Source organism: Mesorhizobium sangaii (assembly GCF_014207355.1).
GTDB lineage: Bacteria > Pseudomonadota > Alphaproteobacteria > Rhizobiales > Rhizobiaceae > Mesorhizobium > Mesorhizobium sangaii.
The window spans coordinates 372,883-392,620 of sequence record NZ_JACHEF010000006.1 but is presented as its reverse complement, the minus strand read 5'-3'; the positions used below and the strand labels follow the sequence as shown (position 1 = coordinate 392,620).

18 protein-coding genes are annotated in these 19,738 nt (G+C 63.7%); 9 read left to right on the top strand and 9 right to left on the bottom strand.

All coding sequences use genetic code 11. The features are described 5' to 3' along the window. Nucleotides 1-50: 50 nt before the first annotated feature. The 4 genes from HNQ71_RS27365 to HNQ71_RS27350 all read right to left on the bottom strand — a co-directional run bounded on the left by HNQ71_RS27365 (nt 51) and on the right by HNQ71_RS27350 (nt 4,483). Nucleotides 51-1,151, bottom strand: coding sequence for a sn-glycerol-3-phosphate import ATP-binding protein UgpC (locus HNQ71_RS27365; protein ID WP_184876233.1), 1,101 nt, complete (start codon nt 1,149-1,151; stop codon nt 51-53). A gap of 14 nt (nt 1,152-1,165) precedes the next feature. Continuing rightward, a complete protein-coding gene (locus tag HNQ71_RS27360) occupies nt 1,166-2,080 on the bottom strand; it encodes an ABC transporter permease subunit (RefSeq protein ID WP_184876231.1) in 915 nt (304 codons plus the stop codon). A 7-nt stretch (nt 2,081-2,087) separates the two neighbouring features. Then, complete coding sequence (locus tag HNQ71_RS27355; RefSeq protein WP_095084869.1) at nt 2,088-2,972, bottom strand: carbohydrate ABC transporter permease; 885 nt, start codon at nt 2,970-2,972, stop codon at nt 2,088-2,090. Between the two features lie 158 nt (nt 2,973-3,130). After that, complete coding sequence (locus tag HNQ71_RS27350) at nt 3,131-4,483, bottom strand: extracellular solute-binding protein (protein ID WP_184876229.1); 1,353 nt, start codon at nt 4,481-4,483, stop codon at nt 3,131-3,133. 256 nt (nt 4,484-4,739) lie between these two features. Here HNQ71_RS27350 and HNQ71_RS27345 point away from each other — a divergent pair, with 256 nt between their 5' ends. Further along, nucleotides 4,740-5,780, top strand: coding sequence for an endonuclease/exonuclease/phosphatase family protein (locus tag HNQ71_RS27345; RefSeq protein ID WP_184876226.1), 1,041 nt, complete (start codon nt 4,740-4,742; stop codon nt 5,778-5,780). 233 nt (nt 5,781-6,013) lie between these two features. After that, nucleotides 6,014-8,452 carry a sensor domain-containing diguanylate cyclase gene (locus HNQ71_RS27340; RefSeq protein ID WP_184876224.1) on the top strand — a complete coding sequence of 813 codons (2,439 nt, stop codon included), beginning with the start codon at nt 6,014-6,016 and terminating at the stop codon, nt 8,450-8,452. Here the strand turns inward: HNQ71_RS27340 and tlpA are convergent. Next, on the bottom strand, nt 8,449-9,135 hold the full coding sequence (gene tlpA, locus HNQ71_RS27335) for a thiol:disulfide interchange protein TlpA (RefSeq protein WP_184876222.1): 687 nt from the start codon (nt 9,133-9,135) through the stop codon (nt 8,449-8,451). The genes HNQ71_RS27340 and tlpA overlap by 4 nt on opposite strands. Nucleotides 9,136-9,170: 35 nt before the next feature. On the opposite strand from tlpA, the gene argH reads away from it, so the two are divergent. The 3 genes from argH (at nt 9,171) to lysA (ending at nt 12,207) form a co-directional block, all read left to right on the top strand. Further along, the gene (gene argH / locus HNQ71_RS27330; RefSeq protein ID WP_184876220.1) at nt 9,171-10,571 is read left to right on the top strand and encodes an argininosuccinate lyase; all 1,401 of its coding nucleotides are present in this window, start codon (nt 9,171-9,173) and stop codon (nt 10,569-10,571) included. Nucleotides 10,572-10,664: 93 nt separating this feature from the next. Next, nucleotides 10,665-10,871, top strand: coding sequence for a lipoprotein (locus HNQ71_RS27325; protein ID WP_095084873.1), 207 nt, complete (start codon nt 10,665-10,667; stop codon nt 10,869-10,871). Nucleotides 10,872-10,938: 67 nt separating this feature from the next. Beyond that, nucleotides 10,939-12,207: a diaminopimelate decarboxylase gene (gene lysA / locus HNQ71_RS27320; RefSeq protein ID WP_184876218.1), complete on the top strand. Its 1,269-nt coding sequence runs from the start codon at nt 10,939-10,941 to the stop codon at nt 12,205-12,207. Between the two features lie 34 nt (nt 12,208-12,241). Here the strand turns inward: lysA and HNQ71_RS27315 are convergent, their stop codons facing one another. Further along, the gene (locus HNQ71_RS27315) at nt 12,242-12,544 is read right to left on the bottom strand and encodes an ArsR/SmtB family transcription factor (protein ID WP_184876216.1); all 303 of its coding nucleotides are present in this window, start codon (nt 12,542-12,544) and stop codon (nt 12,242-12,244) included. A 50-nt stretch (nt 12,545-12,594) separates the two neighbouring features. Between HNQ71_RS27315 and HNQ71_RS27310 the strand changes: the two genes are divergently transcribed. From HNQ71_RS27310 to HNQ71_RS27300, 3 genes are all read left to right on the top strand, one after another. Then, nucleotides 12,595-13,536 carry a threonine/serine dehydratase gene (locus HNQ71_RS27310; RefSeq protein ID WP_184876214.1) on the top strand — a complete coding sequence of 314 codons (942 nt, stop codon included), beginning with the start codon at nt 12,595-12,597 and terminating at the stop codon, nt 13,534-13,536. A gap of 113 nt (nt 13,537-13,649) precedes the next feature. Then, on the top strand, nt 13,650-16,241 hold the full coding sequence (locus HNQ71_RS27305) for a TIGR02302 family protein (protein ID WP_184876212.1): 2,592 nt from the start codon (nt 13,650-13,652) through the stop codon (nt 16,239-16,241). A 55-nt stretch (nt 16,242-16,296) separates the two neighbouring features. Next, on the top strand, nt 16,297-16,668 hold the full coding sequence (locus tag HNQ71_RS27300; protein ID WP_184876210.1) for a glyoxalase superfamily protein: 372 nt from the start codon (nt 16,297-16,299) through the stop codon (nt 16,666-16,668). Nucleotides 16,669-16,722: 54 nt separating this feature from the next. Here the strand turns inward: HNQ71_RS27300 and HNQ71_RS27295 are convergent, their stop codons facing one another. Then, complete coding sequence (locus HNQ71_RS27295; protein WP_184876208.1) at nt 16,723-17,586, bottom strand: LysR family transcriptional regulator; 864 nt, start codon at nt 17,584-17,586, stop codon at nt 16,723-16,725. 199 nt (nt 17,587-17,785) lie between these two features. On the opposite strand from HNQ71_RS27295, the gene HNQ71_RS27290 reads away from it, so the two are divergent. Continuing rightward, on the top strand, nt 17,786-18,733 hold the full coding sequence (locus HNQ71_RS27290; RefSeq protein ID WP_184876206.1) for a DMT family transporter: 948 nt from the start codon (nt 17,786-17,788) through the stop codon (nt 18,731-18,733). Here the strand turns inward: HNQ71_RS27290 and HNQ71_RS27285 are convergent, their stop codons facing one another. Together HNQ71_RS27285 and hpt are read right to left on the bottom strand one after the other, a co-directional pair. Further along, nucleotides 18,734-19,105, bottom strand: a complete 372-nt coding sequence (locus tag HNQ71_RS27285) for a response regulator (RefSeq protein ID WP_184876204.1) — start codon at nt 19,103-19,105, stop codon at nt 18,734-18,736. It abuts the gene before it with no gap. Between the two features lie 75 nt (nt 19,106-19,180). After that, nucleotides 19,181-19,723 carry a hypoxanthine phosphoribosyltransferase gene (gene hpt / locus HNQ71_RS27280; RefSeq protein ID WP_184876202.1) on the bottom strand — a complete coding sequence of 181 codons (543 nt, stop codon included), beginning with the start codon at nt 19,721-19,723 and terminating at the stop codon, nt 19,181-19,183. Nucleotides 19,724-19,738: the final 15 nt, after the last annotated feature.

Sequence of the window (19,738 nt, the reverse complement as noted above, 5' to 3'; positions counted from 1 at the left end):
TTGCCAGCGTCGCCTGCCCCATCGTCGGCGACAGTGACTGCCTTCAGAAATCAGAGTGCCGGCTCCGGCACCGAGGCCTTGAAGACCTCGAGACGGGTTCGCGTCTCCGACGAGAAGAAATGCAAGTCATCCGGCGAAAACCGCAGACCGACGGTGCTGCCCGGTTCGGGGTGGACGGCCTCCGAGGTCATGACGGAGAACGACGCGCCGTCGAGATCGACATAGACGACCCGTCCAGCGCCCAGTTCCTCGACGAGGTCGACCGTCGCATCGAGCGCGCCTGCCGTGCCGGGCGCCACCAGACGGACGGCCTCGGGCCGGATGCCGACGGCCACCTGCGTGCCGACAGCCAGACCGGCGCGTTGAACGGCAAGGCGCCGGCTGCCGCCGAGCAGCGAAAGCCCGTCGAGCTCGACCGTGCCTTCGAGCATGTTCATCGCCGGCGCACCGACGAAGGTGGCGACAAAACGGCTGGCCGGACGGCTGTAGACTTCACCGGGCGTGCCGACCTGTTCGACACGTCCGCCATTCATCACCACCAGCCGGTCGGCCAGTGTCATCGCCTCGACCTGATCATGCGTGACGAACACGGAGGTCGCGTTCAAGCGGCGATGCAACTTGCGGATCTCCGAGCGCATCTGGACGCGCAGTTTGGCGTCGAGGTTGGACAGCGGCTCGTCGAACAGGAACACCTTGGGTTCGCGGATCATGGCGCGGCCCATGGCGACGCGCTGCCTCTGGCCTCCGGAAAGCGCCATCGGCTTGCGGTCGAGCAGATGCTCGAGTTCCAGGGTACGGGCAACCGCCTGGATGCGCTGCGTACGCTCGGCGGCCGGAACACCAGCCACCTTGAGCGAATAGCCGATGTTCTGCGCCACGCTCATATGCGGATAGAGCGCATAGTTCTGGAACACCATGGCGCACCCGCGCTCGCGCGGTTCCAGCTTGTTGACGACAGTGCCGTCGATCGCGATCGTGCCGCCGGAGATATCCTCCAACCCGGCGATCATGCGAAGCAAAGTGGACTTGCCGCAGCCGGACGGCCCGAGGATGACGACGAACTCGCCCGACGCGATGTCGAGGTCGACGCCGTGCACGACCTGCGACTTGGCGTAGCTTTTCTTGACGTCGCGAATGGTGATGGAGGCCATTGGCCGTCTCCTTGTTACTTTTCGGTGGCGATCAGGCCGCGCACGAACCAGCGCTGCATGGCGACCACGACAATCAGCGGCGGCAACATGACGATAAGCGTTCCGGCCATGGCGATGTTCCATTCCGGGATGCCGCCGACATTGGGGATAAGCTGCTTCAACTCGGTGACTGCTGTCGCATGCGACTGGTCGGTGGTGATGAGCAGCGGCCACAGATACTGGTTCCATGCCCACAGGAACATGATGGTTCCAAGCGCCGCCATGTTGTTGCGCGACAGCGGCAGCAGGATGTCGATGAAAAAGCGGAGGGCACCGGCGCCGTCCATGCGCGCGGCCTCGGTCAGCTCATCGGGAACCGTGAGGAAGAACTGCCGGTAGAGGAAGGTGCCGGTTGCCGTCGCGATCAGCGGCAGGATAAGTCCGGAATAGGAGTTGAGCAGCCCGAGGCTGAGCGAAACCTGCACGCCCGAGACTTTCTCGACGAGCCAGCTCAGACCAGTCAAATCCAGGATGGTCTGATAGGGCGACAGAACGTTGGCGACCACTGCATAGGTCGGCACTATGCGCACTTCCAGCGGCAGCATCAGCGTGACGAAGATCAGCCAGAAAATGAAGGTGCGGCCGGGGTAGCGGAAATAGACGATCGAGAAGGCGGTGAACGCCGAGATCATCACTTTGCCCGCCGCGACGCCGGCGGCCATGATAAAACTGTTCAGAAGCTTGGGGCCGAGGTCGGCGGTCGTCCAGGCCGTCTTGATGTTGAGCCAGAAGTCGCTGCCCGGCAGCAGCGACATCGGCACATCGTTGACATCCTTGAGATTATGCGACGCGGCAATGGTGACAACCACGAACGGCGCGATGCAAAGCACGAAGCCGACGAACAGGATCACATGCGTGAAGAAATTGAGGAAAGGGGTGCGCTCTACCATATCGGCCTCACCTGTAGTGCACACGCCGCTCGATGAAGCGGAACTGGAAAATGGTCAGCACGATGATGAGCAGCATCAGGATGATACTCTGCGCGGCGGCACCCGAGTAATCGAGCCCTTTGAAGCCGTCGGAATAGATCTTGTAGACCATCAGGTTGGTGGCGTTGGCCGGGCCGCCGGAGGTCATGATGTCGACGATGCCGAAGGAATCCTGGAAGCTCTCGGTGATGTTGATGACCAGCAGGAAGAAGATCGTCGGCGTGATCAACGGGAACTGTATGTCCCGGAAACGCCTCATGACGCCCGAGCCGTCCATCGCCGCGGCCTCGATCAGCGAACGCGGGATGGCTTGAAACGCGGCGAGGAAGAAGATGAAATTATAGCCGACATATTTCCAGGAGAAGGCGATGATGATCGAGGCCATGGCGTCGGCGCCATCAAGGCCAGGGTCCCAGAAGCCGGGCCAGACCTGGTTGACGACGGCCATGAAGCCTGCTTCCGGCGCCAGGATGAATCGGAACGCCATTGCCAGCGCCGGAGCGGCGATGCCGTAGGGCCAGATCAGCACCACGCGATAGAAGCGCGAGCCGGCAAGCTGCCGGTCGGTCAGCGCCGCGAGCACCAGGGCGATGAACATCGCAAGCCCGGTGCTGATCCCGGCAAAGACCAGGCTGGCGGTGATCGAGTTCCAGTAATCGGCGTTGGACAGGATCGAGCGGAAATTGTCGAGCCCAACCCAGATGTTGCCGCCGCCCCAGGGCTGCTGCAGCGTCAGCGACCAGTAGACCGCCTGACCGGCCGGCCAGTAGAAGAACGTGAAGATCAAGAGGAGCTGCGGCACCGCGAAAAGGATGCCTATCGTCCAACTGCTGAAGGTAACGCGTTTTTCCATCGGTCCGCCGACGCCGCTTAACAGCTGGCTTAGAGCAAAGGGAGACTAGTCTACGAAATGGCCGCCCGTCGACCCAAGCATGATCCCGAAAGTGAAAACCGGTTTTCGGAAGAGATCATGCTTGGACAGGACCGGCGGGCGGCCGCGTAGATCCGAGATCAGGGCAGGGTCTTGCCCGGATAGGTCTGCTGGAAGCGGTCGAGGATGGCATCGCCATTCTTGACCAGCGTGTCGAGGCCTTCCTGGACGCTGACCTTGTTGGCGAAGATCGCCTGCATCTGCGTGCCGAACTCGGCGCGGATCTGGGTGAAATTGCCCAGCCGGATACCGCGGGTGATTTCGGTCGGCTCGGACGCGGTCAGGCTGGCGATCGCGGTTTCACGGCCCTTGAAGGGCGCCTTGTCGTAGAAGCCATTCGACTTCATGTAGTCGAAGCCCGACTTGGTCACCGGGATGTAGCCGGTGTTGGTCGACCAGAACAGTGCGGTCTTGGGATCGTGGATGAAATTGAGGAACGCGGCCGCGCCCTTGTATTCCGCGTCCGACTTGCCCGAGAGCACCCACAGCGAAGCGCCGCCGACCAGCGAATTCTTGCGCTCGGTGCCGGCGTAGGCCGGGAGTTCGGCGACATCCCAGTTCATGCCTTCCTTCTGGGTCTTGCCGACGGTGCCGTGGTCGCCGACCGAGGTCATGATGACCTGGCAGGTGCCCGAGGCGAAAGCCTGGACCATGTCTTGGCCGAGGTCCTTCGACTTGATCTTGATCAGGCCGGCGTCATACCACGTCTTGAGGTCGGTGACGTACTGGACGAACTTGGTCTTGTTGACTTCCAGGCGCGCGTCGAGGCCGTCATAGCCGTTGTTCTTGGTGGCGATCGGCTGGTTGTGGATGGCGGAGAACTGTTCCATCAGCTGCCAGCTTTCGTTGGCCGAGATGTTGATCGCCATCGGGCACTCGTAGCCGGCGTCCTTCATCGCCTGCAGGTCGGCGCCGACATCTTCCCAGGTCTTCGGTGCTTCGGTCTTGCCGATCTTGGCGAAGGCGTCCTTGTTCCAGTACATCAGCGCCGTCGAGGAATTGAACGGGAACGACAGCATCTCGCCCTTCGACGTCGCGTAGTAGCGCGCGATGCCGGGGAAATAGTCGGCGTAGTCGATCTTGTAGCCGTTTTCTTCCATCAGCTTGTCGGCCGGCTTGTAGGCGCCCGACAGCATCATCGTGGCGGTGCCGACATCATAGACCTGGACGACGGCGGGCTGTTTGCCGGCACGGAAGGCGGCGATGGTGTTCTGCAGCGTGGCGTCGTAATTGCCCTGGCTGGTGCAGACGACTTCATAGTCGGACTGCGAGGCGTTGAAGTTCTTGCACAGCGTGTCGACGACACGTGCGAGGTCGCCCGAAAGGCCGAACCAGAAATCGAACTTGGTGGGCGCGGCAGCCGCTGGCAGCGCCATGGCAACGCTGATTGCGCCGGCGGCAAGAGCCGCCAGGCCATTTTTGATCATCGACATCAATCTCATTCCCTGTTGAGTGGCTCGTTTCAAGGATCGTTGCGCAGGTCCCGGGCCGTCTCATAGAGAAAGTATGTGACAGTTCTGCTGTGCCTTTTCAGGCCTGTGGACAGCCAATCTCTCCTCCCTCGACGGCTTGCGCCGACATGAAATGAAACCGTAAATGAAACCGTCATATCGGCGCCCTAGGTACCTAGGGCGTCGAAAACTGGCGTAAAGGCCCACGTCGTTAACCGGCTAAAGATGGACAGACGAAATGCTTGTTTCGCAGCTGACACATGTGCCGATCGCCGACCGCGAGGCCATGCGCGAGGGGCCACGCGACAGCGCCACCCATCTGCGCCTCGCTGCCGCTACTCCCGCTCTCGGTCAGATCGAGATCGGCGGCAGAGCCACACGTGAAAGCGCCGGCGAGACGCTCACCGTCGTGACCTGGAACGTCGAGCGGCTGCGCCACGGGGCGGCCGTCGCGGCGACACTTGTCGGCCAGTCTCCCGACGTCGTGCTGCTGTCCGAGGTCGACGAAGGCATGGCGCGCTCCGGCAATGGCCATCCGCTGCGCGCCCTCGCCGACCAGGTCGGCCATGCCTTCGCCTATGGCGTCGAGTTCGTCGAGCTCGACGCCGGCAACGCGGCGGAACGGTCGGCAACCGGCGGCGCATTCAATGCCGAAGGTTTTCACGGCAATGCCGTCACCAGCGCGGTTCCGCTGCTTCGTCCTTTCCTGGTACGTCTCGACGCGGCCGGCGGCTGGTTCCGGCCGGAGCGCGGCCAGCCGCGTATCGGCGGACGCATGGCGATCGGTGGCCAAGTGCAGGTCGGCAACCGCCGGGTGACGGTGGTCTCGGTGCATCTCGAAAACCGCACCGATCCCGCCGGCCGCGCCGTCCAGACAAGACACCTCCTTGATGCCATCGACAAATATGATCCGCAGGCACCGGTGCTGCTCGGCGGCGACTTCAACACGCTGACGGCCAGCCATGAGGACCGCCACGACGACCCCCGGGCCTGGGCGGCCCGCATCGCCGCCGAGCCTGACCGGCTGATCGATGTCGAGCCGCACGAACCACTGTTCGCGATCCTTGCCGGGCGCGGTTACGACTGGAAGACCGCCAACAAGCTCGACCTGCCCACCCAGCGACGCGAGGCCGGCGATCCCACTCCTATCGGCCACATCGACTGGTTCTTCACCCGCGGCCTCGTCGCCGGCGCTCCTGCCGTTCTTCCGGCCGTGCTGCCGGATGGCCGACCGAGTTCCGATCACGAGGCACTCGTTGTGACGATTCGCATCGCGTGACGGGCTGGAGCCCCTCAGATTCAGATATCTCAATCTGCGGCCGGTTGGCCGGTCCCTGAGCCACTTCCGAACCTTTGAAACCGCATCCACCCGAACGACAGGCCAATCTCCCGCGGCCGCCCCGTGCCCGGCAAAGCACGCCAGGGTTGCAGCGTACTTAATTGATCCTTCAACTGCCAGGGGCTAATCAATGCTATTGCCTTGTTTATTTCCGGTAGATCAGGTGAGAGAAGATGCTGACGGTCTACAATTGTATCGTCAATGAACACGATTTGAGACTAGTGGCGCTCGCCGCCCTGATCTGCGGAATATCTTCTTTTTCTGCCGTCAACCTGCTTCACCATGTCGGCCGGTCGACAAACCGAAACCGGCTTGCCTGGTTGATGATCGCGGCCGCGTCGACCGGCTTCGGTATCTGGGCGACGCATTTCATCGCCATGCTTGCGTTCACGCCGGGCATACCAAACGCATACAATCCCGAACTCTCCGCGCTCTCGCTTGCCGCCGCCGTTGTCCTGACAGCCGCCGGCATGTGGGTCGCCACGTTGCGCAACGGGCTCGACCATTATCTCGTCGGCGGCGCCATCCTGGGCGCTGGCATCGCCACCATGCACTACATCGGCATGGCGGCGTTCGAGGTGCAGGGCCGGATCGAATGGAACCCGCTGCTCGTGGCGGTCTCCCTGCTGGCCGGGCCAACGCTCGCCGCGCTGGCGCTTGTGGTTGTCCTGCGTCGCCCATCGCTGTCTGCGACACTGGGCGGCGCGGTTCTTTTGACGCTGGCGATCTGCACCTTGCATTTCATCGCGATGGGCGCGGTGTCGATCGTCCCGGATTCCTCGATCGAGATATCGCCATACACGATCGCGCCCACTTCGCAGGCCTTTGCCGTGGCGGCCGCCAGCCTGGTGATCCTCGTTCTCTCGGGCACGGCACTTTGGATCGATCTGCGCTTCCGCCGCCAGAAGCTCGAGGCCGACCGCATGCACGGTTTGGCCAATGCCGCCGTGGAGGGTCTGATCGTCTGCGACGGCAACCGCGTCATCAGCGCCAATGACAGCATGGCGAAGCTGACGGGCACGGCAACCGAGACCCTGAACGGGATGCAGCTTGGCGACCTTTTCGGGTCCGATATGTCAGGCTTCGGCGAACAGCCGCAGGAGGCCGAATTGAGGGCCCACGACGGCACGGGCATTCCCGTCGAGCTGATCGCCAGGAGCATCGACTACTGCGGCAAGCCTCACAACGTGCTTGCAGTCCGCGACATTCGCGAGCGCAAGAAGGCTGAAAAGGAAATCCTGCGGCTTGCGCATTTCGATCCCTTGACCGGACTTGCCAATCGCCGCAGCTTTTCCAGCCGGCTCGAGATGGAGATCGCTGCGATGGGTCGGGCCAGGAAAACCGGCCACCTGGCGCTTCTGCTGCTCGATCTCGACCGGTTCAAGGAGGTCAACGACCTCTACGGTCACGGCGCCGGCGACGCCATGCTGCAGAAGGTTGCGCAGTGCGTCACCGGCGTCCTTCGCCAAGGACAGATGGTTGCGCGGTTGGGCGGCGACGAATTCGCCATCATCGCCCCAAACCTGACCGACCCTTTGGAGGCCGGCCGCATCGCCAACGCCGTGCTGAACGCGATGCGCGAGGAAAACAGGCTGTCGGTCGGCGGTGGTCTCGTGTCGGCCAGCGTCGGCATTGCGCTTTTTCCGTCGGATGCCGAAAGCCAGGCCAGCCTGATAACCCACGCCGATACAGCACTCTACCGGGCCAAGACCGAAGGCAGGGACACATACCGCTACTTCGAGGCATCGATGGGGGCCGCGGCCCGCGACAAGCGCGTGATGGAGCACGAACTGCGCCAGGCTGTCGCGCGCAAGGAGTTTTACCTCGTCTACCAGCCGCAGAAGGAGATCAGCAGCGGAAGGATGGTCGGCTTCGAAGCCCTGATCCGTTGGCGGCATCCGACGCGCGGCGACGTCCCCCCGACCATATTCATCCCGATCGCCGAAGACAGCGGAGCCATTGGCCAGATTGGCGAATGGGTGTTGACTGCGGCCTGCGAGGAAGCCGCCCGCTGGGAAAATCCGCTGACGGTGGCCGTCAACGTTTCGGCGGTTCAGCTTCACAATCCGAGTTTCAGCCGCAAGGTCCACGAAACACTGCTGAATTCCGGTCTTGCACCCGGCAGGCTGGAACTTGAGATCACCGAGACGGCGCTTGTGAAGGACATGCCGCGCGCGCTGGCAACCTTGCGGCAGGTCAAGGCGCTGGGCGTGCGCGTGGCCATGGACGATTTTGGAACCGGCTATTCCTCGCTCTCCAACCTTCGCGCCTTTCCTTTCGACAAGATCAAGATCGACGGCTCCTTCATCAAATCCGTCGACAAGAACGGTCAGGTCGCGGCAATCGTGCGCGCCGTTCTGGGGCTCGGGCGCGGCCTCGGCCTGCCGGTTCTGGCGGAGGGTGTCGAGACGCTCGGCGAGCTGAAATTCCTGGATGCCGAAGCCTGCGAGATCGGCCAGGGCTACTATATCGGCAGGCCTGGCCTCATCGAGGAGTTCGGCGAGCTGACCGGTGTCGACGCACCCAGTGTCAGCAACGACACGGCCGGCCAGCGCAACAGAAGCGTCCTGGCCTTCGCACCCGCGCCTGCACTGAGTGTGGACAGAGCCTAGCTTTCGGGCTGGAGTGCGGCCTCGACCAGCCGCTTTGCGTCCGGCCCCGACCATTCGGCAGGGCCGTTCATATGGGCGATCAGGCAGCCTTCACCGTCGATCAGCATGGTGGCGGGAAGGCCGAGCGCCAGGCCGCGCGTCTTGAGGTCGTTGAACACCGCCATCGTCGAATCCCGGTAGTAGCCGAGCGTTTTGACGCCTGTCTCGCTGAGGAACTTCTTCGGCTTCACATCGTCGCCGGCATCGACATTGACGGCGACCACCTCAAAGGCGTCGCTGCCCTTTTCCTTCTGCAGCGCATCGAGCGCCGGCATTTCGGCGCGGCACGGCGCGCACCATGTCGCCCACAGATTGAGCAGCACCGTCTTGCCGGCATGGTCGGCGAGCGTCATCGGCTTGCCGTCCGGCCCATTGAAGGCAAGGTTCTTCAACGATTGCGGCGGATCGGCCGGCAACAGTGCAGCGACCTCGCCGGTGGCCGCTGCCGCCACCTTCTTGGCGCGCTCGCCCTTGGCGCCGCAGGCGACATCGTCCTTGCTGTCGCCGATAGCCACCTGGCGCTCGGCGTTGTTGCCAGACCGGCTCTCGCTGACATATACCGCGACCGCGCCGGCCAGCGCGCCAGCCACCAAAGCGGCGAGGATCAGGCGCGGGGCCGGGAAGAATCTATTACCGTCTGCCATTTTCTCAAAACTGCTCCGAAGCACGGGTTATAGCCATGAGCGACAAGAAGACCAGCAACCAGATGTGGGGCGGACGTTTTGCCTCGGGTCCGGCCGCGATCATGGAAGCGATCAACGCGTCGATCTCGTTCGACCGCAAACTCTATGCGCAAGACATCCGAGGCTCGATCGCCCATAGCGAGATGCTGGCGCAAACGGGCATTATTTCGGCGGCCGATCAAGAAAAAATCGCTCACGGGCTGAACACGATTCTGAAAGAGATCGAGGCCGGCACATTCGAGTTCTCGACCCGGCTGGAAGACATTCACATGAATATCGAGGCTCGCCTCGCCGACCTGATCGGACCGGCGGCCGGCCGCCTGCACACCGCCCGCTCTCGCAACGACCAGGTCGCGGTCGACCTGAGGCTGTGGGTCAAGGACGAGTGCCTTCGCGTCGCCGAGGCGTTGAAAGGGCTGATCGAGGCGCTTCTGGCACGGGCCGAGGAGCACGCGGCGACGGTGATGCCGGGCTTCACCCATATGCAGGCGGCGCAGCCGGTGACCTTCGGCCATCACTGCATGGCCTATGTCGAGATGTTTGCGCGTGACCTTTCGCGGGTTCGCGACGCGATCGAACGGATGGATGAAAGCCCGCTCGGTGCTGCCGCCCTTGCCGGCACCAGCTTCCCGATCGACCGCCACAAAACCGCCAAGGCACTCGGCTTCCGCGAGCCGATGCGCAATTCGCTGGACAGCGTTTCGGATCGCGACTTCGCGCTGGAGTTCCTCGCCCTGGCCGCGATCTGCGCCACGCATTTGTCGCGGCTCGCCGAGGAGATCATCATCTGGTCGACGCCGCAATTCGGCTTCATCAGGCTGTCGGACAGCTTTTCCACCGGCTCGTCGATCATGCCGCAGAAGAAGAACCCAGACGCCGCCGAACTGGTGCGCGGCAAGACCGGCCGCGTCACCGGCCATCTGGTCGGCCTGCTGACGGTGATGAAGGGCATGCCGCTGACCTATGGCAAGGACATGCAGGAAGACAAGGAATCGGTGTTCGATGCCGCCGAGACGCTCGACCTGATGCTGGCGGCGATGACCGGCATGGTCTCGGACATGACGGTCAACTCAGCGGCGATGAAAAAGGCCGCCGGTTCGGGCCACGCGACCGCCACTGACTTTGCCGACTGGCTGGTGCGCACGCTCGGCTTGCCGTTCCGCGAGGCGCATCATGTCACCGGCCGGGCTGTGGCGCTGGCCGAAGACAAGAAAGTGGGGCTGGAGAAGCTTTCGCTGGAAGACCTGCAATCGATCAATCCCGGCATCACGGCGGATATTTTTTCGGTGCTCGCGGTGCAGAACTCGGTGAAGAGCCGCACCAGTTTCGGCGGCACCGCGCCGTCGGAAGTCAGAAGGCAGATCCGCGGCTGGAAAAAGCGTATCGCAAAGGCGTGATCCCAGATATTGCGACCAGCAATATCCGGGGTGCAATGCTCTAAGAACTCGGCTAAAAGCGGCGGCTGGAAAAAGTTTCGGACGGATGGATCGATGACCGGAAGCAGGATTTTGGTGACGCTGACGCTGCTGGTGGCGATTGCGGCCGTCTCGGCTTGCGGCAGGAGGGGCGGTCTCGACACGCCCTACGAGGCAGCCGTCCAGGCGCGCAAGGATGCCTCAAAGGCGCACCAGCCCGTGCCCCCCGAGCCGGAGAAACCGGTCAAGGACAAGAAGTTCTTCCTCGACCCGCTGATCTAGTGCCGATGACACGGGGTTGGCTTTTCAAACCCAGTGTCATCGTGCTCCAACTTCCGGAACAACTCTTGTGAACCATTTCGACTACCGCGACGGCGTGCTGCATGCCGAGGACGTGGCGATCCCTGATATCGCTGCGCAGGTCGGCACGCCGTTCTACTGCTATTCGACGGCCACATTGACCAGGCACTACCGGGTGTTCGCCCAGGCCTTCGCCGGGCTCGATGCGCTGGTCTGCTACGCCATGAAGGCCAATTCCAACCAGGCGGTGCTGCGGACGCTGGCCAGGCTCGGCGCCGGTGCCGACGTGGTGTCGGAAGGCGAACTGCGCCGGGCGCTGGCCGCCGGCATTCCGGCAAGCAAGATCCTGTTTTCGGGCGTCGGCAAGACCGCGCGCGAACTGGACTTTGCCCTCGCCGCCGGCATCCTTTGCTTCAACGTCGAATCCGAGCCTGAACTCGAGCTGCTGTCGGCGCGTGCCGCCGCCCTTGGCAAGGTGGCGCCGATTTCGCTGCGCATCAATCCGGATGTCGACGCCAAGACCCACAAGAAGATCTCCACCGGCAAGGCCGAGAACAAGTTCGGCATTCCGTGGCAGCGGGCGCGTCAGGTCTATGCCCGTGCAGCACAACTGCCGGGCCTCAAGGTCACCGGCATCGACACCCATATCGGCAGCCAGATCACCGAGTTGCAGCCCTTCGACGACGCCTTCGCCCTGCTTGTCGATCTGGTCGGCGCGCTGCGCGCCGATGGCCATGCCATCGAGCATGTCGATCTCGGCGGCGGCCTCGGCATCCCCTACCGCGTCGACAACAACCCGCCGCCCTTGCCCGACGCCTATGCCCAGATCGTCAGGAAGCATGTCACCAAGCTCGGGCTCAAGGTGATGTTCGAGCCCGGCCGGCTGATCGTCGGCAATGCCGGCATCCTCGTCTCCGAAGTGATCTTCGTGAAGGAAGGCGACGCCAAGAATTTCCTCGTCGTCGACGCCGCCATGAACGACCTGATCCGGCCGACGCTCTACGACGCCTTCCACGACATAAGGCCGGTGGTGCAGCCGCCGGCCGCCACGCCGCGCATGATGGTTGATGTCGTCGGCCCGGTCTGCGAGACCGGCGATTATCTCGGCCTCGACCGTGACCTGCCCAGGCTGAAGGCTGGCGACCTGATTGCCGTTTCCACCGCCGGCGCCTATGGCGCGGTGCAAGCCGGCACCTACAACACCCGCTTGCTGGTGCCCGAGGTGCTGGTCGACGGCGACCGGTTCCACATCGTGCGCCCGCGCCTGACCTATGACGACCTGATCGGGCTGGATTCGGTGCCCAACTGGCTAAGGTAGACGCTGCCCTGTCCGAAACGCTCCGCCGGCGGCGCTACAGCCGGTTCTGGATGAGCGCCCTAGTGTCGGCGATCCTGTCCTCGTCGCGGCGGTAGAACGTCCATTGCTTGATGCGCTTGGCCCGCAGCAGGCCGGCCTGGGTGAGCACGCGCATGTGCTCGCTGAGCGTCGCCTGCGTGATGCCGAGCTTCTCGGCGATCAGCAGCGCGCAAACACCGTCGTCGACCAGATCGCCGTCGGCTTGGCGTGGGAAATGCGCGCGCGGATCCTTCAGCCATTCGAGAATCTGGAGCCTGCGTTCGTTGGCGATCGCCTTGAAGACATCAACCTCTTGCATTTAGCCATTTTGCCAAGTTACTAATTGCTGTCAATCCCGAGGAGACGTTGATGAGCAACGGCAACACCGTCACGCGCGAACGCATTGCCGCGATGGAACCGCGCATCCGGCCCTATGTGCGCCACACGCCGGTGCTGCGCGTCGACATGGCAGACTTCGACCGCCCGCCGCTGACCGTCGACCTGAAGCTCGAGTGCCTGCAGCATTCCGGCTCGTTCAAGGCGCGCGGCGCCTTCACCAACCTGCTGGAGCGAACGGTCCCCAAGGCCGGCGTCGTCGCCGCATCGGGCGGCAACCACGGCGCCGCGGTCGCCTACGCCGCCATGCGGCTTGGCCACAAGGCGACCATCTTCGTTCCCGAAGTGAGCCCGCCGGCCAAGCTGGAGCGGATCCGCTCTTACGGCGCCGAGCTGATCGTCGGCGGCTCCCGCTACGCCGAGGCGCTGGCCGCCAGCGAACGCTTCGCCGAGGAAACCGGTGCCTTGCAGATCCATGCCTTCAACCAGGAGGAGACGCTGGTCGGCCAGGGCACGCTCGGGCTGGAAATTGAGAGCGATTTGCCTGAGATCGACACGCTGCTGGTCGCCGTCGGCGGCGGCGGCCTGATTGGCGGCATCGCCGCCTGGTTTGCCGGCCGCATCCGCATCATCGCCATCGAGCCGGAGGGGGCGCCAACGCTTTACCGCGCTTTCGAGGCCGGCCGCCCCGTCGACGCGCCCGCCGAGGGCATCGCCGCCGATTCGCTGGCGCCCAAGCGCGTCGGCGAAATGATGTTCCCGATCGCCGAGGCCTTTGTCGAGCGTTCGATCCTGGTCAGCGACGACGACATCATCGCTGCCCAGAAGGCGCTGTGGAACCGGGTGCGCATCATCTCCGAGCCGGGCGGTGCCGCCGCCTTTGCGGCCCTGCTGTCCGGACGGTACGAGCCTGCGCCCGGCGAAAGGGTCGCCGTACTGGTCTGCGGTGCCAACGCGAACCCTGCCACGTTCTGACAGCAACCAGTCGGCAGCTTCACGTTTTCTCGAACTGCCTCGCCTTTGCCGTGTTTGCTGGTATTCTTCGAGTCGTGAGGATCGGGCTATCCCGCCCGCCCATGGAAGGGCCGATGACGCAACGACCCACCTTCAGCAGCCATCGCGGCCTGGCCCGGCGCCTTGCCTTGAGCCGGCTCGCGACACGGGTCTCGATGATGGTCGAGCGTGGCTGGCCGTTGCTGCTGCCGCTCGTCATCGTTGCCAGCCTGTTCCTCAGCGTCTCCTGGCTCGGGATCTTCTTGCGCCTGCCGGACATGGCGCGCATCGGCCTGGTCGCCGCATTCGGCGCGGCGGCACTTGCGGCACTCTATCCGCTGCGTTTCTTCCGCATGCCGGGCGCCGCCGAAATCGATCGCAGGATCGAAGCGGCCAATCAGTTGCTGCACAGCCCGGTGCTGGTGCAGACCGATCGGCCGAGCGGCCGGGAAAGCAGCTTCTCGCAGGCGCTGTGGCGCGAGCACCAGAAGCGCATGGCCGGAAAGCTCGACAGCCTTGGCGCCGACCTGCCGCGCACGCGTGTGCCGGAGCGCGACCGCTGGGGCCTGCGCGCGGTGGCCGCACTTTTGCTGGTGACCGCCTTTGCCTTCTCCTTCGGACCGAGCGGCGGCAGGATTGTCGACGGGTTCAGTGCCCATGGCGTCCACGATGCCGTACCACCGCGCATCGACGCCTGGGTGACGCCGCCGGCTTATACCGGCAAGCCGCCGATCTTCCTGACCGCCGACGTCAACCAGGCGACGCCGACCTTCATCATTCCCGAAGGCAGCGACGTCTCGCTGCGCGTCACCGGCGGCTCGGGCGAGGAAACGCTCGCCTATGCCGACAAGAACGGCAATTCCCGCGCCATCGACCCGGCCGGCCCGCAGGCCGCCGCCACGTCCAAGCCGGCGGCAAGCCCGGCAACGCCATCCAAGGTGCGCCAGTTCACCGGCAAGCTGACCGGCGACGGCACCCTGACGCTGACGTCGGGCGAGGACCAGTTCGGCCGCTGGGCCTTCGCGGTCGTGCCGGACAAGCCGCCGCAGATCCGCTTCGTTGGCGAGCCGAAGCGTGCCGCCAACGGCGCCTTCGAGCTCAACTACCAGATCGACGACGACTATGGCGCCGCCAATGCCAAGGCGGTTTTCGCGCTCGCCGATCCGCAGGCGCCCAATGCGCATCCGCTCTATGGTCCGCCTGAAATGCCGCTGTCGCTGCCGCGTCGCGGCGGCAAGTCGAATGCCGCCCGGACGACGAAGGACCTGACCGAGCATGTCTGGGCCGGCAGCAGCATCAAGCTGACGCTGGTCGCCACCGACGATGCCGGGCACGCGGCGTCGAGCGAAACCAAGACGCTGGTTATGCCGCAGCGGCCTTTCGCCAATCCGCTGGCGCGCGCGGTGCTCGAGCAGCGCCGCCTGCTGGCGCTCGACGCCAACGCCAAGCCGCGCGTGCTCGACCTGATGGACGCGATCACGCTGCGGCCCGAGGACACGTTCGACAACATGTCCCACTACCTCGCCATCATGAGCGCCCGCAGCCGGCTGAAGATGGCCGTCAATGACGACCAGCTGCGCAGCGAGGTGTCCTATCTCTGGGAAATCGCGCTCAGCATCGAGGAAGGCAATCTCTCGGCCGCCGAAAAGCGGCTGCGCCAGGCGCAACAGGCGCTTCAAGACGCCATCAAGAACGGCGCCAGCGACGCGGAGATCGAAAAGGCGATGAAGGAACTGCGCGAGGCGATGAACCAGTTCCTGCAGGAATTCGCCGAACGCGCCAAGCAGAATCCCAATGCACCGCAGATGCAGCAGAATGGCCAGGAACTGCGCCAGAGCGATATAGACCGCATGATGGACCAGATCGAGAACCTGGCGAAGTCGGGCGATCGCGACAAGGCGCAGCAATTGCTGTCGCAACTGCAGGATATGATGAACAACCTCCAGGCCGGCCGTCAGCAGCAAGGGGGTCAGCAGGACAGCGAGATGCGCCAGCAGATGGACAAGCTCGGCGAGATCCTGCGGCGCCAGCAGGAGATGATGAACGACACCTTCCGCATGGACCAGATGCAGCGCGGCGAGCGCCAGCGCGGACAGAACCGCGATGAGCAACTCGGCCAGGACGGTGAGCAAGGTCAGTCGGGCGAAAACGGCAAGCCCGGCGAGGATGGCCAGCAGAAGCCGATGACACCGCAGGAATTCGCCGATGCGCTGAAGCAGCTGCAGCAGGGGCAGGGCCAGCTGAAAAGCGACCTCGAGCAGCTGAAGAAGGGGTTGGAAGGCATGGGCATGGAGCCCAATGAAGGATTTGGCGAGGCCGGCAAATCCATGGGCAATGCCGAACAGGCGCTCGGCGAAGGCGACGGCGATCAGGCGGTCGGCCACCAAGGCCGGGCGCTGGAAGCGCTGCGCAAGGGCGCCAAGGACATGATGAAGCAGATGCAGGCCATGCAGGGTGATCAGGGCGGCAGCGAGGAAGGTGGCCGCCAGCAGAACGCCGACCGTGACCCGCTGGGCCGCCCACGCGCCAGCCAAGGCCCCGATTTCGGCGATTCGGTGAAAGTGCCCGACGAGATCGACGTGCAGCGCGCCCGCCAGATTCTGGAAGCGATCCGCAAGCGGCTCGGCAACGCGCTCAGCCCAGACATCGAACGCAGCTATCTTGAACGGCTGCTCGAGCTGAAATAGGGATCGCCGCCCCGCTTCCAACCTCGCCCGAAGACACTCGAACGGTTGCAACGCCATGCCGAAACTTGGCGCCGTCACGCCCATCCTGCGCATCTTCGACATAGCCAAGGCACGTGAATTCTATGTCGGCTTCCTGGGCTTAGAGGTGCAATGGGAGCATCGCTTCGACGACAACGCGCCGCTCTACATGGCGGTCGGCCGCGACGGCTGCGTGCTGCACCTGAGCGAACATCACGGCGACGGCGCACCTGGCATTGCCGTGCGCATCAAGGTCGAGGACATCGCAGCGCTTCATCGCGAGCTGATCGGCAAAAACTACCGCTTCGCCAGGCCAGGCCTGGAGGAGACGCCGTGGAAATCCCGCGAAATATCGGTCGCCGATCCGTTCGGCAACCGCCTGCATTTCTACGAGGAAATGGCCGCTTGAGTCTTTGTTTTGTGCATGTCGTTATCCAACACCGCTGCACATGGACGAACTGTACTAAATCTGCCTGTTGACGAACGCCTCTCGGATTGCCTCTTGCATGCCGTCGATCGCCTCACCCGAGGCATTCGGGTTGCGATGCATCACCACATTCGAGGAATCGATATCGCCGAACCCGTCCGCTGAGGTCAGTTCGCGACAGCCGGCGGGAATGTTGCTATGTGAGATCGGCGCGATCGCCAGTCCGGAGGTGACCGCGAGCTTCAGGCCGCCAGTGGTGTCGCTAGTATAGGCGACGCGATAGGCAAGACCGCGCTGCTCCAGTGATTTGACGGCAAAATCCTTGCACCAGCCGGCCCGGTTGTAGAGCGCGATCGGCACCGGCCGCTCCTCATGCATGTGATGCAGCGTCGATGTCACCCACACGGTCGGATCGTGCATCAGCACTTCGCCGCCGGCAGGATCCTGCCATTCGAAAACCACGCACAGATCGAGTTCGCCGGCGGCGAGCGCCGCCACCTGCGCCCCCGAATGCGCATAGCGCACGGTGACCTCGACCTGTGTGTGGCGCTTCGAGAAGGCGCCGAGCGCGCGCGACAGTATCGCGTGGCCATACTCCTCCGGAATGCCGATGCGCACCGGCCCGCCAAGCGGCGCCGCCGCCATCGACGCCGCCGTCTCGTCGAGCAGCGAAACGATGCGGCGAGCGTTGACGATGAGTTCGCCGCCGCGTCGCGTCAACACGACGCCGCGCGAACCGCGCTCGAACAGGCTGTCGCCGATCAGGTCCTCGAGCTTCTTCATCTGCATCGACACCGCCGACTGGGTGCGGCCGGCCTGCTCCGCCGCCCTGGTGAAATTGCCAGCTTCGGCAATAGCCACGAAGGTGCGCAGGAGGTCGCTGTCGAGGGTCGGTCGCATGAAATCCGCCATAAGGAATTTTGATCGCTGATATCATTCCAATTCGTTTGCAACATGTCAAACGCCGAACGATAGTCGCCTCACCCATTGGATATGCGGCTGCGAAATCGGCCGCGGACCAATTCGAAGAGTCCTCACTCATGCCCGCTGCCCGAAACGGTGGCGGGTTCTTTTTCGCTTGCAGGAGCCCCGAAGGCACATGCAGAATCGGATGGTGCTTGGCATCCTGAGCCTGTGCCTTGGCGTGCTGGTCTTCTCGCTGCAGGACCCGCTCGTCAAAGCCGTGTCGAGCGGCTATCCGGTCACCGAGGTGATGGCGATCCGCTCGATCGTCGCCTTGCCGATCCTGATTGTTCTCGTCCATGTCGATGTCGGCTTGCCGGCGATCCTGTCCAGGCGATTCGTCATGCTGACGATGCGCGCCTTCATCCAGTTCACCTCCTATACGGTGTACTATCTGGCCATCGCCGCCTTGCCGCTGGCCGACGCCGTGGCGCTCTATTTCATGGCGCCGCTGTTTATTATGGTGCTGGCCGGGCCGTATCTTGGCGAGCGCGTCTCCTGGCAGACGCTGGCGACCGTGCTGATCGGGCTGTTCGGCGTCCTGGTGATGCTGCGCCCAGGCGCCGGGCTGTTCGACTGGGCGGCGCTGCTGTCACTGGGCTCGGCGGCGCTCTACGGCTTTTCGCAGCTGATGGCCCGCAAGATCGGCGACACCGAATCGTCCACCGTCATGGCCTTCTACCAGAACGGCGCCTATCTGGTCGGCGCCGCCGTGGTTGCCGGTACGTTTCACCTGGCCGGCATCACCCACGCCGTCCACCCGAGCCTGGAATTCCTGGTGCGGCCCTGGCTCTCGCCGACACTGCCTGATTTTCTCAAGATGGCGGCCTGCGGTTTCGTCGCCTCCGCCGGCATGATCCTGCTTTCGCAGGCCTACCGGATGGCACCGGCCAACCGGGTTGCCACCTTCGAATACACCGGCATCCTGTGGTCGCCGCTATGGGGTTTTCTGTTCTTCGCCGAGGTGCCACGGTCGACGACGGTGATCGGCGCTGCCCTGATCATCGGCGCCGGCCTGCTGGCGCTGAACTTCGAACGTCGCAAGAGCGCTCCGCCCGTTCTCGCTGCAGCCGATCCAGCCTGATCAGGCGAAGCAGATCAGCGCCCGTTCAACGCGGGAGCGGATTTCGGCGAGTGTAAAGGGCTTCTGCACGACATCGAGGATAACGCCGTTCAGCTCCTCGGCGCGCTCGCGCTGGTCGGCATAGCCGGTCATCAGCATGATCTTCATCGACGGGAAGAGGGCTGCCGCCGCAATCGCCATCTCGATGCCGTCCATCTCCGGCATGCGGATGTCGGAGACGACGAGATCATAGCCACCATTTGCGGCTCGGATCAGCGAAAGGCCTTGCGCGCCGTCCGCGGCGATATCGATTATGTGTCCGGCGCGTTCAAGCGCGCGGGCGGCCAGGGTGCGAACGGACTCATCGTCCTCGACGATCAGAAGCTTTGCCATGGCAGGCATATTTGGCTGCGAAAAGTTGACTTTTTCTGAAGGCGCCGGAGGCCAACAAGCCTTTTTGGACGTCGCTTACACGTCGCCCTTGACGACACCGACAAACGGCAATTCGCGAAAGGCATGCGCCACGTCCATGCCGTAGCCGACGACGAAATAGTCGGGACAGTCGAAGCCGACATAGTCGGCGTTGAGTGATGTCTGGCGGCGCATGCGCTTGTCAAGCAGCACGGCGATGGCGCAGCTTTTGGCCCCACGCGACAACATCAGGTCGCGGGTGAAGCTCAGCGTCTTGCCCGATTCGAGAATGTCGTCGATCAACAGCACGTCGCGGCCGGCCACCTCATTGTCGATGTCGCGCAGCACCCTCACCTCGCCGCTGGTCGTGCCGGCGCCATAACTGGAAATGAAGATGAATTCGACCTCCGGCGACAGGCCGACATCATGCATGGCGCGGATCAGGTCGGCGGCGAAGATGAACGAGCCCTTCAGCACCGAAATCACCAGCAGATCATGGTAGTCGTGGCCGGCGATCTCCTTGGCGAGCTCTAGATTGCGCCGTGCGATCGCTGATGCCGAAAACAGGACCTCGATGTCCTTGCCGCGTACGATTGGCATTGGTGGCCTTCCCCG